The 14,547-nt window shown below is 59.0% G+C and carries 16 protein-coding genes; 1 reads left to right on the top strand and 15 read right to left on the bottom strand.

Annotation, left to right across the window (positions count from 1 at the left end; genetic code table 11):
* Positions 1 to 10: 10 nt before the first annotated feature.
* The 11 genes from ndk to trmJ all read right to left on the bottom strand — a co-directional run bounded on the left by ndk (position 11) and on the right by trmJ (position 7,972).
* Positions 11 to 436 carry a nucleoside-diphosphate kinase gene (gene ndk / locus AACY36_RS06155; protein WP_003175956.1) on the bottom strand — a complete coding sequence of 142 codons (426 nt, stop codon included), beginning with the start codon at positions 434 to 436 and terminating at the stop codon, positions 11 to 13.
* Between the two features lie 92 nt (positions 437 to 528).
* Positions 529 to 729: a Fe-S cluster assembly protein IscX gene (gene iscX, locus AACY36_RS06160; RefSeq protein WP_032879605.1), complete on the bottom strand. Its 201-nt coding sequence runs from the start codon at positions 727 to 729 to the stop codon at positions 529 to 531.
* A gap of 14 nt (positions 730 to 743) precedes the next feature.
* On the bottom strand, positions 744 to 1,085 hold the full coding sequence (gene fdx / locus AACY36_RS06165; RefSeq protein WP_015885743.1) for an ISC system 2Fe-2S type ferredoxin: 342 nt from the start codon (positions 1,083 to 1,085) through the stop codon (positions 744 to 746).
* Positions 1,086 to 1,088: 3 nt separating this feature from the next.
* Positions 1,089 to 2,951 carry a Fe-S protein assembly chaperone HscA gene (gene hscA, locus AACY36_RS06170; RefSeq protein WP_339420554.1) on the bottom strand — a complete coding sequence of 621 codons (1,863 nt, stop codon included), beginning with the start codon at positions 2,949 to 2,951 and terminating at the stop codon, positions 1,089 to 1,091.
* A gap of 51 nt (positions 2,952 to 3,002) precedes the next feature.
* On the bottom strand, positions 3,003 to 3,524 hold the full coding sequence (hscB, locus tag AACY36_RS06175; protein ID WP_049711633.1) for a co-chaperone HscB: 522 nt from the start codon (positions 3,522 to 3,524) through the stop codon (positions 3,003 to 3,005).
* Positions 3,525 to 3,532: 8 nt separating this feature from the next.
* Positions 3,533 to 3,856 carry an iron-sulfur cluster assembly protein IscA gene (gene iscA, locus AACY36_RS06180; protein ID WP_003175963.1) on the bottom strand — a complete coding sequence of 108 codons (324 nt, stop codon included), beginning with the start codon at positions 3,854 to 3,856 and terminating at the stop codon, positions 3,533 to 3,535.
* 28 nt (positions 3,857 to 3,884) lie between these two features.
* Entirely contained in the window at positions 3,885 to 4,271 is a 387-nt protein-coding gene (gene iscU, locus AACY36_RS06185; protein ID WP_003175965.1) for a Fe-S cluster assembly scaffold IscU, read from the bottom strand.
* A 99-nt stretch (positions 4,272 to 4,370) separates the two neighbouring features.
* Complete coding sequence (locus AACY36_RS06190; protein ID WP_339420553.1) at positions 4,371 to 5,585, bottom strand: IscS subfamily cysteine desulfurase; 1,215 nt, start codon at positions 5,583 to 5,585, stop codon at positions 4,371 to 4,373.
* A gap of 49 nt (positions 5,586 to 5,634) precedes the next feature.
* On the bottom strand, positions 5,635 to 6,126 hold the full coding sequence (gene iscR, locus AACY36_RS06195) for a Fe-S cluster assembly transcriptional regulator IscR (protein ID WP_065874522.1): 492 nt from the start codon (positions 6,124 to 6,126) through the stop codon (positions 5,635 to 5,637).
* 287 nt (positions 6,127 to 6,413) lie between these two features.
* Positions 6,414 to 7,199: a serine O-acetyltransferase gene (cysE, locus tag AACY36_RS06200; RefSeq protein WP_339420552.1), complete on the bottom strand. Its 786-nt coding sequence runs from the start codon at positions 7,197 to 7,199 to the stop codon at positions 6,414 to 6,416.
* Between the two features lie 2 nt (positions 7,200 to 7,201).
* Positions 7,202 to 7,972 (bottom strand): tRNA (cytosine(32)/uridine(32)-2'-O)-methyltransferase TrmJ, encoded by a 771-nt coding sequence (trmJ, locus tag AACY36_RS06205; RefSeq protein ID WP_065874520.1) that lies wholly within the window; start codon positions 7,970 to 7,972, stop codon positions 7,202 to 7,204.
* Positions 7,973 to 8,117: 145 nt separating this feature from the next.
* Here trmJ and suhB point away from each other — a divergent pair, with 145 nt between their 5' ends.
* Positions 8,118 to 8,933: a type III secretion system regulator SuhB gene (gene suhB, locus AACY36_RS06210; RefSeq protein ID WP_003175971.1), complete on the top strand. Its 816-nt coding sequence runs from the start codon at positions 8,118 to 8,120 to the stop codon at positions 8,931 to 8,933.
* A gap of 81 nt (positions 8,934 to 9,014) precedes the next feature.
* On the opposite strand, the gene ltrA is transcribed toward suhB, so the two are convergent.
* The 4 genes from ltrA to secD form a co-directional block, all read right to left on the bottom strand.
* Positions 9,015 to 10,436, bottom strand: a complete 1,422-nt coding sequence (gene ltrA, locus AACY36_RS06215; RefSeq protein WP_339421384.1) for a group II intron reverse transcriptase/maturase — start codon at positions 10,434 to 10,436, stop codon at positions 9,015 to 9,017.
* 640 nt (positions 10,437 to 11,076) lie between these two features.
* Positions 11,077 to 11,619, bottom strand: a complete 543-nt coding sequence (locus tag AACY36_RS06220) for a glycine zipper 2TM domain-containing protein (protein ID WP_339420642.1) — start codon at positions 11,617 to 11,619, stop codon at positions 11,077 to 11,079.
* A gap of 124 nt (positions 11,620 to 11,743) precedes the next feature.
* Positions 11,744 to 12,658 (bottom strand): protein translocase subunit SecF, encoded by a 915-nt coding sequence (gene secF / locus AACY36_RS06225; RefSeq protein ID WP_339420643.1) that lies wholly within the window; start codon positions 12,656 to 12,658, stop codon positions 11,744 to 11,746.
* 9 nt (positions 12,659 to 12,667) lie between these two features.
* On the bottom strand, positions 12,668 to 14,536 hold the full coding sequence (gene secD / locus AACY36_RS06230; protein ID WP_339420644.1) for a protein translocase subunit SecD: 1,869 nt from the start codon (positions 14,534 to 14,536) through the stop codon (positions 12,668 to 12,670).
* Positions 14,537 to 14,547: the final 11 nt, after the last annotated feature.

A 14,547-nucleotide genomic window follows, 5' to 3' on the forward strand; every position in this document is an offset into this window, starting at 1 on the left:
AAGCCAATGCTTAGCGAGCGGTTACTTCAGTAGCAGCGAAAAAGTACGAGATTTCGCGAGCAGCAGCGGCTTCGGAGTCCGAACCGTGTACAGCGTTGGCGTCGATGGATTCAGCGAAGTCAGCACGGATAGTGCCGGCAGCTGCTTCTTTAGGGTTGGTAGCGCCCATCAGCTCACGGTTCAGAGCGATAGCATTTTCGCCTTCCAGAACCTGAACAACAACAGGACCGGAGATCATGAAGGCGACCAGGTCGCCGAAGAAGCCACGAGCGCTGTGCTCAGCGTAGAAGCCTTCAGCTTCAGCTTTGGACAGTTGCTTGAGTTTCGAAGCTACAACCTTCAGGCCGGCTTTTTCGAAACGAGTGGTGATCTCGCCGATGACGTTTTTTGCAACAGCGTCAGGCTTGATGATGGAGAAAGTACGTTGAACAGCCATGGTGTAACTCCAGAAACGGTAATTTACGAAAAATTAAACCCGCGAATTATACGCGGGTTATTGGGTATTGCCTAACTGCGTAAAAAGGCGGTTCAGTCTGCTTCTTCGATCCACAGGCCTTGAATCGCCTCCAGGACCTTTTCGCCACCCCGGTCAGGGATGTCGTCGAAGTCCGGCAGCGCCATTACCAGATTGCGCAGCTTGACGAAGTTGACCGTAAGAGGATTGACCTCAGGATGAGCTTCAGCAAGTTGTATAGCGATTTCTTGTACATCAACCCATTTCAGGCTCATGACATTTCCTTGAATCAATGCGGCGCTTCGGCTGCATGGTTGAGGGAATATTTCGGAATTTCGACGGTAATGTCTTCCGTCCCGACCTTTGCCTGACAGCTTAGACGCGAAGTCGCTTCCAGGCCCCACGCGCGGTCAAGAAAGTCCTCTTCCAGCTCATCAGCCTCTTCAAGGCTGTTGAAGCCCTCGCGGATCACGCAGTGGCACGTGGTGCAGGCGCACACACCGCCGCAGGCGCTTTCGATCTCGATGTGGTTGTCATGGGCAACTTCGAGGATGGACTTGCCGGTCTCAGCCTCCACGACCATACCGTCCGGACAGTGCTCGGCGTGTGGCAGAAAAATGACCTGCGGCATTAATTATTCCTCGATTTCATTCAGGTTGCGTCCCGCCAGGGCAGCTTTTACCGACTGGTCCATGCGGCGGGCGGCAAAGGCATCGGTCACTTGTGACAGACGCTTGGTCTGCTGCTCGATGGCGTAACCATCGGTGCCTTTCATCAGTTCGGCCAACTCCTGCATCTGCAGGTCGATGACCATGCGCTCTTCGGCGTCCAACAGGCGCTCGCCGTCAGCATCCAGGGCACCCTGCACCGCTTCGAGCAGACGCTGGGCGTCGACCTGTTGCTCGCGCAACACGCGGGCGACCTTGTCGTCACCGGCATACTGGAACGAGTCCTTGAGCATCTTTGCGATTTCGCCATCGGTGAGGCCGTAGGACGGCTTTACCTGGATGCTGGCTTCAACGCCGGACGCCAGTTCACGGGCGGCCACGCTGAGCAGGCCGTCAGCATCCACCTGGTACGTGACGCGAATCTTCGCCGCACCCGCCACCATCGCCGGAATACCGCGCAATTCAAAACGCGCCAGGGAGCGGCAATCGCTGATCAGCTCGCGCTCGCCTTGCAACACATGGATCATCATGGCCGTCTGGCCATCTTTGTAAGTAGTAAAGTCTTGGGCGCGGGCGACAGGAATGGTGGTGTTACGTGGAATCACCTTCTCCATCAAACCGCCCATGGTTTCCAGCCCCAGGGACAACGGAATCACGTCAAGCAGCAGCAGCTCGCCGCCATCGCGCTTGTTGCCGGCCAGGGTATCGGCCTGGATCGCGGCACCAATGGCGACCACTTGATCCGGGTCGATTTCAGTCAGCGGCTGGCGACCAAAGGCTTCAGCGACAGCGTCACGAACGCGCGGCACACGGGTGGAACCACCGACCATGACCACGGCACCGACATCTTCCAGCTCGATACCGGAATCACGCACGGCGCGGCGGCAGGCTTTCAGGCTGCGGGCGACCATCGGCTCGATCAACGCATCGAAGGCTTCGCGCGTCAGTTGGGCCGACCAAGTGCCGTAGGACACTTCAACAAATGCAGCCTCCGTCAGCGCTTCCTTGGCGGCGCAGGCGGTTTGCAGCAGGTTGCGCTGCTCGCCCGGGTCGAGGTCGGCAGACAAGCCGGCGCTGGTGATGATCCAGCCCGCGATGGCGTGATCGAAGTCATCTCCGCCCAAGGCGGTATCACCACCGGTGGCCAGGACTTCGAAGACACCGCCAGTCAGGCGCAGGATCGAGATATCAAAGGTGCCGCCGCCCAGGTCGTAAATGGCAACCAGGCCTTCGGCATGCTGGTCCAAACCGTAGGCCACAGCGGCTGCGGTGGGCTCATTGAGCAGGCGCAGCACGTTTAGGCCGGCAAGTTTCGCCGCGTCCTTGGTGGCTTGGCGCTGGGCGTCATCGAAATAGGCCGGCACGGTGATCACCGCCCCTACGAGTTCGCCGCCCAAGGTGGTTTCTGCACGCTGGCGCAGCACCTTGAGGATATCGGCCGACACTTCCACCGGGCTTTTCAGGCCCTGGACGGTGTCGATAAACGGCATGTGGGATTCGCCGCCGACAAAGCGATACGGCAGCTGGTCGCCCAATTGCTTGACGTCGGACAGACCACGCCCCATCAAGCGCTTGACCGATAGCACGGTGTTCAACGGATCGGTAGACGCTGCCAACTTAGCCGACTCACCGACTTCGGTGCGATCAGCGTGATAGCGCACGGCGGACGGCAAGATAACCTGGCCATCGGCGTCGGGTAGCGGTTCGGACAGGCCGCTGCGCAAGGCAGCAACCAGGGAATTGGTGGTGCCCAGGTCAATCCCGACCGCCAGGCGACGCTGGTGCGGTTGGGGGCTTTGGCCGGGTTCGGCGATTTGCAGTAGGGCCATGGTAATCAGGTCTTATCTGTCTATCAGGCGTGCATCACGGGCAGCACTGGGTTAATCGTCGAGGCGCTCTTCTAGCTGGCGCACTTCGTAGGTGAGCTTGTCGAGGAACTGCATGCGCCGCATCAGGCGTTCGGCCTGTTCACGTTGCGCTGCATCATTCCAACAAGCTGCGAAGCTTTCGTTGAGCTCATCCTGGGCCACTTTCAGACGACGCTTGAAGACCGCGACGCCAGCCACATCGGCTTCGTCCTGCAAGTCTTCGAGCTCTTCGCGCCACTGCATCTGCTGCATCAGGAAGTCGGGGTCGTGCACAGTGACTTCAAGCGGCAACTCGCCACCGTTCATCGCGAGCAGGTAACGCGCGCGCTTGGGTGGGTTTTTCAGCGTCTGATAGGCTTCGTTGAGGCTGGCCGATTGCTCCAGCGCCAGGCGTTGCTCACGCTCGGAAGCGTCAGCGAAGCGGTCCGGATGCACGCTACGCGCCAATTCGCGGTAGCGCGTAGCAAGCTGCTCAAGGTCCAGCCGAAAGCTCGGCTGCAGCTCGAATAAAGCGAAATGACAAGGAGTGCCCACGAATAGCCTCAGATGTTGAAGCTTTCGCCGCAGCCACATTCACCGCGTACGTTGGGGTTGTTGAACTTGAAGCCTTCGTTCAACCCTTCCTTGACGAAATCGAGCTCGGTGCCGTCCAGGTAGGTCAGGCTTTTAGGGTCGATGATCACTTTCTCGCCGTGACTTTCGAACACCTGGTCTTCCGCAACCACCTCGTCGACAAACTCCAGCACGTAGGCAAGGCCGGAACAGCCCGTGGTGCGAACACCCAGACGAATCCCCTCACCTTTACCGCGCCCATTCAGGGAGCGGCGAATGTGCTGCGCAGCCGCTTCTGTCATGCTGATAGCCATCGTTGACTCCTTACCTGTCGCCAAATGCTTAGATCAAGCCTTTCTTCTGCTTGTAGTCGCGAACGGCCGCCTTGATGGCGTCTTCTGCGAGTACCGAGCAGTGGATTTTCACGGGCGGCAACGCCAGTTCTTCGGCCAGTTGGGTGTTGCTGATAGTGACAGCCTCATCCAGGGTCTTGCCTTTCATCCATTCGGTCGCCAGGGAGCTGGAGGCGATGGCCGAACCGCAGCCGTAAGTCTTGAACTTAGCGTCTTCGATAACGCCAGCGTCGTTAACCTTGATTTGCAGGCGCATCACATCGCCGCACGCCGGAGCGCCAACCATGCCGGTGCCGACATCAGGGTCTTCCGCGTTCATCTTGCCGACGTTGCGCGGGTTTTCGTAGTGGTCGATGACCTTTTCGCTGTAAGCCATGGTACTGAATCCTCACTCATCAGGGCCGCTCTGGAACCCTGTAGAAACGCCTGCGTTTTCCGCCACGTTCCTACAGAGCTGGGGTGGCGGCTTCTATAGTTAGTGTGCCGCCCACTCGATCTTGGAAATATCGACACCGTCTTTGTACATGTCCCACAGCGGCGACAGAACGCGCAGCTTGTTGACGGCTTCGCAAACTTTCTGCGCGGCGTAGTCGATTTGCTCTTCGGTGGTGAAGCGGCCGAACGTAAAGCGGATAGAGCTGTGCGCCAGTTCGTCGTTGCGGCCCAGGGCGCGCAAAACATACGAAGGCTCAAGCGAGGCCGAGGTGCAGGCCGAACCGGACGAAACCGCCAGGTCCTTGAGCGCCATGATCAGCGACTCGCCTTCGACATAGTTGAAGCTCAAATTCAGGTTGTGCGGTACGCGGGCGGTCATGCTGCCGTTGACGTACAGCTCTTCAAGGTTCTCGACCTGCTTATAGAAGCGATCGCTGAGTGCCTTGATGCGCACGTTTTCGGCAGCCATGTCTTCCTTGGCTACGCGAAAGGCTTCGCCCATGCCAACGATCTGGTGGGTCGCCAAAGTGCCAGAACGCATGCCGCGCTCGTGACCGCCGCCGTGCATGGCGGCTTCGATGCGCACACGTGGCTTACGGCTCACGTACAGGGCGCCGATGCCTTTCGGGCCGTAGGTCTTGTGGGCAGAGAACGACATCAAGTCGACTTTCAGTTTCGACAGATCGATGTCGACCTTGCCGGTGGACTGAGCAGCGTCGACGTGCAGCAGGATGCCCTTGGAACGGGTCAACTCGCCGATGGCCGCGATGTCGTTGATGGTGCCGATTTCGTTGTTCACGTGGATCACGGAAACCAGGATGGTGTCTTCACGCATCGCGGCGTCGATCATCGCTGGGGTGACGATACCGTCGGTGGTTGGCTCAAGGTAGGTCACCTCGAAACCTTCACGCTCCAGTTGGCGCATGGTGTCGAGGACAGCCTTGTGCTCAATCTTGGTGGTGATCAGGTGCTTGCCTTTGGTCGCGTAGAAATGCGCCGCACCCTTGATTGCCAGGTTGTCGGACTCGGTGGCACCGGAGGTCCAGACGATTTCACGCGGGTCTGCGCCAACTAGGTCGGCGACCTGGCGACGGGCGTTCTCGACCGCTTCCTCAGCTTTCCAGCCGAATACGTGGGAACGGGAGGCAGGGTTGCCGAAGTTTCCGTCAACCAGCAGGCACTCGCTCATCTTTTGCGCGACACGCGGGTCAACCGGGGTGGTCGCTGAGTAATCAAGGTAAATCGGCAATTTCATGGACTTTCTCCTAATCAGGCTGGCTGGCGTGCCGTTAGCTCTTCGGCTGTCACTCGACGGCGGACGCTTCAATCTTGTCCAGACGCGGCGCCTTGGTGTTGCAACGGCGCTGGTCCTGACGCTGGGCTACTTCTTGCACCTCACGGCGAGTCACAAGATCAGCCAAGCTGATACCACTCAAAAACTCATGGATCTGCAGGCTCAGATCGCACCACAAGTGGTGCGTCAGACAGGTGTCGCCGGCGTGGCAATCACCCTGGCCCTGGCATTTGGTCGCGTCGACGGATTCGTTGACCGCGTCGATCACCTGAGCCACCTGGATGCCCTGCATGTCGCGGGACAGTTGATAGCCGCCACCCGGACCACGCACACTGGAAACCAGATTGCTACGGCGCAACTTGGCGAACAGCTGCTCGAGGTAGGACAGGGAAATGCCTTGTCGCTCGGAGATATCGGCCAGGGACACAGGCCCAGTTTGCGCGTGCAAGGCCAAGTCAAGCATGGCGGTCACCGCGTATCGGCCTTTTGTAGTCAGTCTCATGGACAAGTACCAAGGTGTTTCAGAATGGGGGCAAGTATGCGATTCCCGAGTATTTAAGTCAACTATAAGACCTAGTACTTTAGTCAGGATTAGCCGTAAAAACGGCGCGCGAATCATAGCAGGATGGGGTGGGGACGAACAGCAGCAACAAGGTCGAACGGAAATTGCAAGGCCAGAGGATATCAAATAGGGGAGCTAGCTTGACTGCGATAGCGGTGTATCAGCACCACATGGGGTAGCTGGCATACCGCTATCGCAGGCAAGCCAGGCCCCACAGGGGAACGCGTTCAGCCAGCCTTGGTGGCGGCGGTTTCGTCCTTGATCTCGGCAAAGTCTTCCTCGCGCAACTCAGGCAGATCCTTCGCGCAGTAAGGGCTACCCAGATCCTTCAACGCACCGCACATACCCTCCAGCTTGCCGTCCACCGCTTGTAGGTGGTCAAGCAACTGGCCAATGGCGCGCGCCACCGGGTCGGGCATGTCTTCGCTGACACCATAGGCATCGAAACCGATCTTCTCGGCCATGGCCTTGCGCTTGGCTTCCTGCTCGTCGCCGACTTCCAGCTTGACGATGATGCGACCAGGAATGCCAACAACGGTCGCGCCAGGCGGCACGGCCTTGGTCACCACAGCATTGGAACCCACCTTGGCACCGGCGCCGACGGTGAACGGGCCGAGTACCTTGGCGCCCGCCCCTACCACCACGCCATCACCCAGTGTCGGGTGGCGCTTGCCTTTGTTCCAGCTTGTGCCACCCAAGGTCACGCCTTGATAGAGCGTCACGTCATCGCCGATCTCGGCAGTCTCGCCAATCACGATGCCCATGCCATGGTCGATGAAGAAGCGGCGGCCCACTTTGGCACCCGGATGAATCTCAATCCCGGTCAGCCAGCGCCCAAAGTTCGACACCAACCGCGCCAGCCATTTCCAGCCCATGCCCCACAACGCGCCGGACAGGCGGTGAATCCAAATCGCGTGCATGCCGGGGTAGCAGGTCAGCACTTCAAAGGCGTTGCGCGCCGCCGGGTCACGATGGAAAACACTCTGGATATCTTCTCGCAAACGCTCGAACATTTTTAATCCTTCCGCTTAAGAAGCTCGCCACGGGCCGCTTTCTGGGTTTCCGTGAGGATGCCACGCAATATATTCATTTCGGCTCGACTCACGGAACTGCGTCCGTACAGGCGACGCAGGCGCGCCATCAAGTGCCGGGGCTTGTCCGGATCGAGAAATTCGATGGCCACCAGGGTTTGCTCCAGGTGCTCATAGAATCGCTCCAACTCGTCCATGGTGGCCAACTCGCCACTTTTGGTCGATGCGACTTCATCCTTTTCCACTTTGCTCGGCTGCCCCTCAGCAGCCAGCCAGGCCATGCGCACTTCGTAAGTTAACACCTGCACCGCTGCCCCGAGATTCAGCGAGCTGAACTCAGGATCTGATGGAATGTGCACATGGTAATGACATCGCTGCAGCTCTTCATTGGTCAGGCCGGAATCTTCACGCCCGAATACCAAGGCGATTTCAGCGCCGCCAGCGGCCTCTTCCACCACTTTGGTGCCGCACTCGCGTGGATCCAGCAGCGGCCAAGGGATGCGACGGTCGCGGGCGCTGGTGCCGAGCACCAGGTTGCAGCCAACCAAGGCGTCTTCCAAGGTGGCAACGACCTGGGCTTTTTCCAGGAGATCATTGGCGCCGGACGCGCGAGCATCGGCCTCGTGGTGCGGGAACAGGCGCGGCTCGACCAGCACCAGGCGCGTCAGCCCCATGTTTTTCATGGCTCGCGCCACCCCACCGATGTTGCCGGGATGACTGGTATTGACCAAGACGACACGAATGTTTTGCAGCAAGGGAGGCGCTCTCGGACACGGGAAAGGGAAGCAAATCTTACAGAACAGCCTAAGGTTATGCCATGAAAGCTAACGTCGTCCTTCACCTGAAGAAAGTTTCTGCTAAACTGCCCGGCTTTCTTTAACAACCTTAGGTGACCTATCCATGCAGCCCATGCTGAATATCGCGCTGCGCGCCGCCCGCAGCGCCAGTGAATTGATCTTCCGCTCCATCGAGCGCCTGGATACCATCAAGGTCGACGAAAAAGACGCCAAGGATTATGTATCCGAGGTGGATCGCGCCGCCGAACAGAAAATCATCGACGCTCTGCGCAAGGCCTACCCTACCCACGGCATTCTCGGTGAAGAAACCGGCCTGCACAAAGGTAGCGGCGAAGGCGAAGACTACCTGTGGATCATCGACCCACTGGATGGCACCACGAACTTCCTGCGTGGCATCCCGCACTTTGCCGTGAGCATCGCGTGCAAATACCGTGGCCGCCTGGAACACGCTGTTGTGCTGGACCCGGTCCGCCAGGAAGAATTCACCGCCAGCCGTGGCCGTGGCGCCCAACTGAACGGTCGTCGCCTGCGCGTCAGCGGTCGCACCAGCCTCGACGGCGCCCTGCTGGGTACCGGCTTCCCGTTCCGTGACGACCAGATGGACAACCTGGAAAACTACCTGGGCATGTTCCGCGCCCTGGTTGGCCAGACCGCTGGTATCCGTCGCGCTGGCGCAGCTAGCCTGGACTTGGCTTATGTGGCCGCCGGTCGTTTTGATGCGTTCTGGGAGTCGGGCCTGTCCGAATGGGACATGGCGGCAGGCGCCCTGCTGATTCAAGAAGCTGGCGGCCTGGTGAGCGACTTCACCGGTGGTCACGACTTCCTGGAGAAAGGCCACGTGGTTGCCGGCAACACCAAATGCTTCAAGGCAGTGCTGACCGCGATCCAGCCGCACCTGCCGGCTTCGCTGAAGCGTTAAGCGAGCAGGCATCGAGTAGGAGGCGGCTTTGCAGCCGCCGTCCTCTCACACCACCGTACGTACGGTTCCGTATACGGCGGTTCAAGTTATGCGATTAAGCCGGTTTATCGTATCCAGTATTGAGACCAGTCCAAGGCTGTCCCACAGCTTCTTCGGCAGAGCGCGATTCATATGTGACGCTCCCGAGTTCCACCATGGACCGCGACCGTTGACCGCTGATTTACAGGCGCGCCCTTCGTCGAGCCCCAAGCGCATTAGGTTGCGCGCCCTCGTAGAGGGCCGTTTCCATTGGCGCCAGATGACACAACGAAGCTTATGACGCACCCAACCGTCCAGCTCCTCAAGTGATCGCTTGCTCTGACTGAGTTTGAAGTAACTCGCCCAACCGCGCAGGACGGGGTTCATCCGCTCGATGACATACGCCATCTTATGGCCTCGCGCTCCGCGCAGCAGATCTCTGAGTCGGTCGCGCAGGCGACCCAAACTCATCGTCGCCACTCTCAGTCTCGGCTGTTGATGCCAGCTCATCCCATAACCCAGATAATCGCAGACCCACGGCCTTGCCACCCGGCTCTTTTCCCGGTTCAGCGCCAGTTTCAGGCGCTGCCTCAGGAAACGCTCAACGCTGGCCATTACTCGTTCGCCAGCACGGCGACTACGCACATAAATGTTCGCGTCATCGGCATAACGCACGAAGCGATGACCCCGCCGTTCCAGTTCGCGATCAAGTTCGTTGAGCAGGATATTCGACAGCAACGGCGAGAGCGGGCCGCCTTGCGGCGTCCCTTCCTGCCGTTGGCTGACGATTCCACCCGACATCGTTCCCGCTTCGAGGTAGCGGCGGATCAGCCTGAGCACCCGCTTGTCTTCGATTTGACGCTCGACGCAGGCCATCAACACGTCGTGATTCACTCGATCAAAGAATTTCTCAAGATCAAGCTCCACGCACCAGCGATGACCCGCTGCCACGTGATCACGAGCTGTTTCGATGGCTTGATGAGCGCTTCTGCCCGGACGAAAGCCGTAGCTGTAGTCCGAAAACAGAGGGTCGAAGATCGGCGTGAGCTGTTGTAGCAACGCTTGTTGGATCAGGCGATCCACGACATTGGGGATACCCAGTTGCCGCGTTCCACCTTTGGGTTTAGGGATTTCAACGGCGCGTACACCTTGCGGGTGATACTCGCCGGCCAGCAACCGAGCTTTGATGATCGGCCAATACCGTTTCGTGTAGTCCGCCAGTTGATCGACCGTCATGCCATCGGCACCCGGTACGCCCTTGTTGCTGACCACACGCTGATAAGCACGCCGCAGGTTGGGGGGTGCAAGCACCCGCTCCATCAGCGTGTCCAGCTCCGCGTTCGTCCACGTCGCAGACGCCGCCGGTGCTTTTGCCCTGTCAGCCGTCATCCTCGGATACCGTCCGGGACATGGGGAAACAGTCTTCTCTTGGAGAATATTCTGCATTTCAGCATCCGACGAGACTCCGACGCCTACTGGCGGCATAACCTGTTCGGCCCTTGGTAACGTGGTTATTCGTCACTTACTACGGCTTCGGCTGACTTCTGCAGGTTCATCCCGTCGCCTCTCGACGCTCGGTAGCACAGTGGCAAACCCACAGATCTCCCAGGGTAATCCGCGCGACCTTCCTGCTTATGCCTGTCGGATATACGTCACAGCGTTCCGTGCAAGTATAGGGCTTTGACGATTTGTGCCGCCTTGCCCCGCTGCGCCGCCTCTATCCGCTTCCTGTTCGTCAGGCCAGCATTTTGCCTCGGGCTTCCTTCAGATTCGCAGTCGCCCGCGACACCCTTGCCTCTGGCTAACACTTCCCCTTGCCGGGTGTGTAGAGGACTTTCACCTCCAAGTCACCAGCGTGGCCACCACAGCCAAACTGGTTGCGCTTGCGCGCAACGCGCCATGCCTGGCGCACACAAAAAAGCACCCTTATGGGTGCTTTTTTATGCCTGGGATTTGAGGCTTGCCGTAACTACAGCAACAACACAAATCAATTGTGGGAGGGGGTCTGACCCCAATTGCAGGGGCCAGCACCTAATAAGCTGACTGAACCACCGCTATCGGGAGGCAAGCCCCTTCCCACATTTTTGAACCCACACACATTTTTGCATCTGTACCAGGCTTGGCATTACTGCTGGTTCTGGCCCAGCACCAAACGCCCTTCCTTGTCGACTGGAATCTGGCCGCCTGGATCACGATCCATACGCACCGAGCCTTCCTTGCCATCCAAGGTGTAACGCACGTCATAGCCGACAACCTTGTCGCTGATATCGTTGACAGTGTTACAGCGAGTCTGGGTAGTGGTGTAGGTATCGCGGCTCTGCATGCCTTCCTGAACCTTGTTACCGGCATAACCACCGCCGACCGCGCCGGCTACGGTAGCCAGCTTCTTACCATTGCCGCCACCGACCTGATTGCCCAGCAGGCCACCAGCGAGCGCACCGACCACGGTACCGACGACCTGATGCTGATCCTGCACCGGCTTCTGCCGGGTTACCGCGACGTCCTTGCAGACCTCACGCGGGGTTTTGATCTGGGTTTTCACCGGCTGCACCGCCAGCACTTGCGCATACTCAGGGCCGCTTTTTACCAGGCTGTAGGTGGCGACAGCACCCCCGGCAGTCACACCGACAGCACCCAATACCGCACCAACCAGTAACGACTTGTTCACGTTGAACCTCCTGACCATCACAAACGGACCGAACGATCCGCGCTACACCCAGCCTTGGAGCAAAAAAAAAGGCACGAGTTCAATACTCGTGCCTTCTTTCTAACAGCAAGTCAACGACACCCCATCAAGGGCGGTCGTCGACCTCCTTGCCGGTAGCGGCAGGAGGGATCAAGTCTTCGCTGTTGAGGTTCAGCCAGATCAGCACCACGTTGGCGATGTAGATCGACGAGTAGGTACCCGCCAGCACGCCGATGAACAGCGCCAGGGAGAAGCCCCACAGGTTGTCGCCGCCAAAGATCATCAGCGCGCCAATCGCCAGCAAGGTGGAGATCGACGTCGCCATGGTCCGCAGCAGGGTCTGCGTGGTGGAGATATTGATGTTCTCGATCAACGTCGCTTTGCGCAGTACGCGGAAGTTCTCACGAACCCGGTCGAATACCACGATGGTGTCGTTGAGCGAGTAACCAATGATCGCCAGCACGGCCGCCAGAACGGTCAGGTCGAAGGTGATCTGGAAGTACGCCAGGATACCCACGGTCACGATCACGTCGTGGATCAGCGACACAATGGCGCCGACACCGAACTTCCACTGAAAGCGGAACGCCAGGTAAATCATGATACCCGCCAGCGCCATCAGCATGCCGAGGCCGCCCTGGTCACGCAGCTCTTCACCGACTTGTGGGCCGACGAATTCGACGCGCTTGACCGATGCCGGGTTATCGCCGCCGACCTTCTGCAAGGCTTCAGCTACCTGGTGACCCAGTTGCGGGTCTTCGCCTGGCATACGCACCAGCAGATCGGTGGTGGCACCGAAGCTTTGCACGACGGCTTCGTGATAGCCGGCCTTGACCAGCTCGTTGCGCACCACGGTAACGTCGGCCGGCTTCTCGTAGGTCAGCTCAATGAGCGTACCGCCGGTGAAGTCCAGACCGTAGTTGAGGCCCTTGTGGAACCAGCTGAACAGCGCCAGAACGGTAAGGAGCACAGTGGCGCCGAACGCAATCTTGCGAACGCCCATGAAGTTGATTGTACGTAACATGGCAGCCCCTTAAATCCACAACTTCTTGAAGTCACGCCCGCCATAGATCAGGTTGACCATTGCGCGGGTCACCATGATGGCCGTGAACATCGAGGTAAAGATACCGAGGGACATGGTCACCGCAAAACCCTTGACCGGGCCGGTACCCATGGCAAAGAGAATCCCACCTACCAACAATGTGGTCAGGTTGGAGTCGAGAATCGCGGTAAATGCCCGGCCGAAGCCTTCGTTGATTGCACGCTGTACGGTCATGCCATTGGCGATCTCTTCACGAATCCGCGAGAAGATCAGCACGTTGGCGTCTACCGCCATACCCATGGTGAGCACGATACCGGCGATACCTGGCAAGGTCAGCGTAGCACCCAGCAGCGACATCAGCGCCAGCAGCATGACCATGTTGCCCGCCAGGGCCACCGTGGCGATGACGCCGAAGAAACGGTAGATGGCGATGATGAACAGCGAGACAAACAGCATGCCCCACAACGCCGCGTCGACACCCTTGGCGATGTTGTCGGCACCCAGGCTCGGGCCGATGGTACGTTCTTCAGCGAAGTACATCGGCGCAGCCAGGCCACCGGCACGCAGCAACAGGGCCAGTTCCGAGGATTCACCCTGACCGTTCAGGCCGGTGATGCGGAATTGAGCACCCAGCGGCGACTGGATGGTCGCCAGGCTGATGATCTTCTTTTCTTCCTTGAAGGTCTGTACCGGCACGTCTTTCTCGACGCCGTTGACCATTTGCTTGGTATAGGTGGTAACCGGGCGTTGCTCGATGAAGATCACCGCCATGCTGCGACCGACGTTGCTGCGCGTGGCGCGGCTCATCAGTTCGCCGCCGTGGCCATCCAGGTGGATATTCACTTCAGGGGTACCGTGCTCGCCAAAACCCGCCTTGGCGTCGGTCACCTGATCACCGGTGATGATCAAGCCACGCTCGATCAGCGCTGGAGGACGATTGCCTTCGCGGAACTCGAACTCTTCGGAAGTGGCGCGGGTAGCACCCGACTCAGCCGCGAGGCGGAACTCCAGGTTGGCGGTTTTACCCAGGATACGCTTGGCTTCAGCGGTGTCCTGCACGCCGGGCAGCTCAACCACAATGCGGTTGGCACCCTGGCGCTGAACGATCGGCTCAGCCACACCCAGCTCGTTGACGCGGTTACGTACCGTGGTCAAGTTCTGTTTGATGGAGTATTCGCGGATTTCCGCGATCTTGGCCGGGCTCATCGCCAGACGCAGTACAGCCTGGCCATTGAGGTCAGCCGGTACGATATCGAAATCGTTGAAGTTCTTGCGGATCAGCGCACGGGCCTGTTCACGGGAAGCCTCGTCAGAGAAGCCCAGCTGGATGGCACCGTTGAGCTGCGGCAGGCTGCGATAACGCAGGCGCTCTTTACGCAGCAGGCTCTTCACGTCGCCTTCGTAGACTTTCAGGCGGGCGTCGAGGGCTTTGTCCATGTCGACTTCCAGCAGGAAGTGCACACCACCGGACAAGTCCAGACCCAGCTTCATCGGGTGCGCGCCAATGCTGCGCAGCCATTGTGGCGTGGTCTGTGCCAGGTTTAGTGCAACGACGTAGTCGTCACCCATGGCCTTGCGCACGACATCTTTAGCCGGCAATTGGTCTTCTTGCTTGGTCAGGCGCAACAAGCCGCCTTTCGAACCAGCCGCCAAAGTTGCCGCTTTAACCTGAATGCCCGCGTCAGTCAGCGCTTTGCTCGCACGGTCCAGATCAGCCTGATTGACCTGCAGCGAAGTGCTGGCGCCAGAGATCTGGATCGCAGGGTCATCAGGATAGAGATTGGGAGCGGAATAAATAAACCCGATCGCCAGCACCGCCAGGATCAGTACGTATTTCCACAGAGGGTATTTGTTCAGCATCACGCCGCCCG

Origin of the sequence: Pseudomonas sp. EA_15y_Pfl1_P101 (genome assembly GCF_963970835.1) — a bacterium.
GTDB classification, from domain to species: domain Bacteria; phylum Pseudomonadota; class Gammaproteobacteria; order Pseudomonadales; family Pseudomonadaceae; genus Aquipseudomonas; species Aquipseudomonas tritici.

Coding starts and splice junctions, on each gene's coding strand:
- AACY36_RS06190 (WP_339420553.1), bottom strand. CDS start 5,585: ATGAAATTGCCGATTTACCTTGATTACTCAGCGACCACCCCGGTTGAC.
- secF (WP_339420643.1), bottom strand. CDS start 12,658: ATGTTACGTACAATCAACTTCATGGGCGTTCGCAAGATTGCGTTCGGC.
- cysE (WP_339420552.1), bottom strand. CDS start 7,199: ATGTTCGAGCGTTTGCGAGAAGATATCCAGAGTGTTTTCCATCGTGAC.
- ltrA (WP_339421384.1), bottom strand. CDS start 10,436: ATGCCGCCAGTAGGCGTCGGAGTCTCGTCGGATGCTGAAATGCAGAAT.
- fdx (WP_015885743.1), bottom strand. CDS start 1,085: ATGCCGCAGGTCATTTTTCTGCCACACGCCGAGCACTGTCCGGACGGT.
- iscU (WP_003175965.1), bottom strand. CDS start 4,271: ATGGCTTACAGCGAAAAGGTCATCGACCACTACGAAAACCCGCGCAAC.
- suhB (WP_003175971.1), top strand. CDS start 8,118: ATGCAGCCCATGCTGAATATCGCGCTGCGCGCCGCCCGCAGCGCCAGT.
- iscR (WP_065874522.1), bottom strand. CDS start 6,126: ATGAGACTGACTACAAAAGGCCGATACGCGGTGACCGCCATGCTTGAC.
- secD (WP_339420644.1), bottom strand. CDS start 14,536: ATGCTGAACAAATACCCTCTGTGGAAATACGTACTGATCCTGGCGGTG.
- ndk (WP_003175956.1), bottom strand. CDS start 436: ATGGCTGTTCAACGTACTTTCTCCATCATCAAGCCTGACGCTGTTGCA.
- iscX (WP_032879605.1), bottom strand. CDS start 729: ATGAGCCTGAAATGGGTTGATGTACAAGAAATCGCTATACAACTTGCT.
- iscA (WP_003175963.1), bottom strand. CDS start 3,856: ATGGCTATCAGCATGACAGAAGCGGCTGCGCAGCACATTCGCCGCTCC.
- hscA (WP_339420554.1), bottom strand. CDS start 2,951: ATGGCCCTACTGCAAATCGCCGAACCCGGCCAAAGCCCCCAACCGCAC.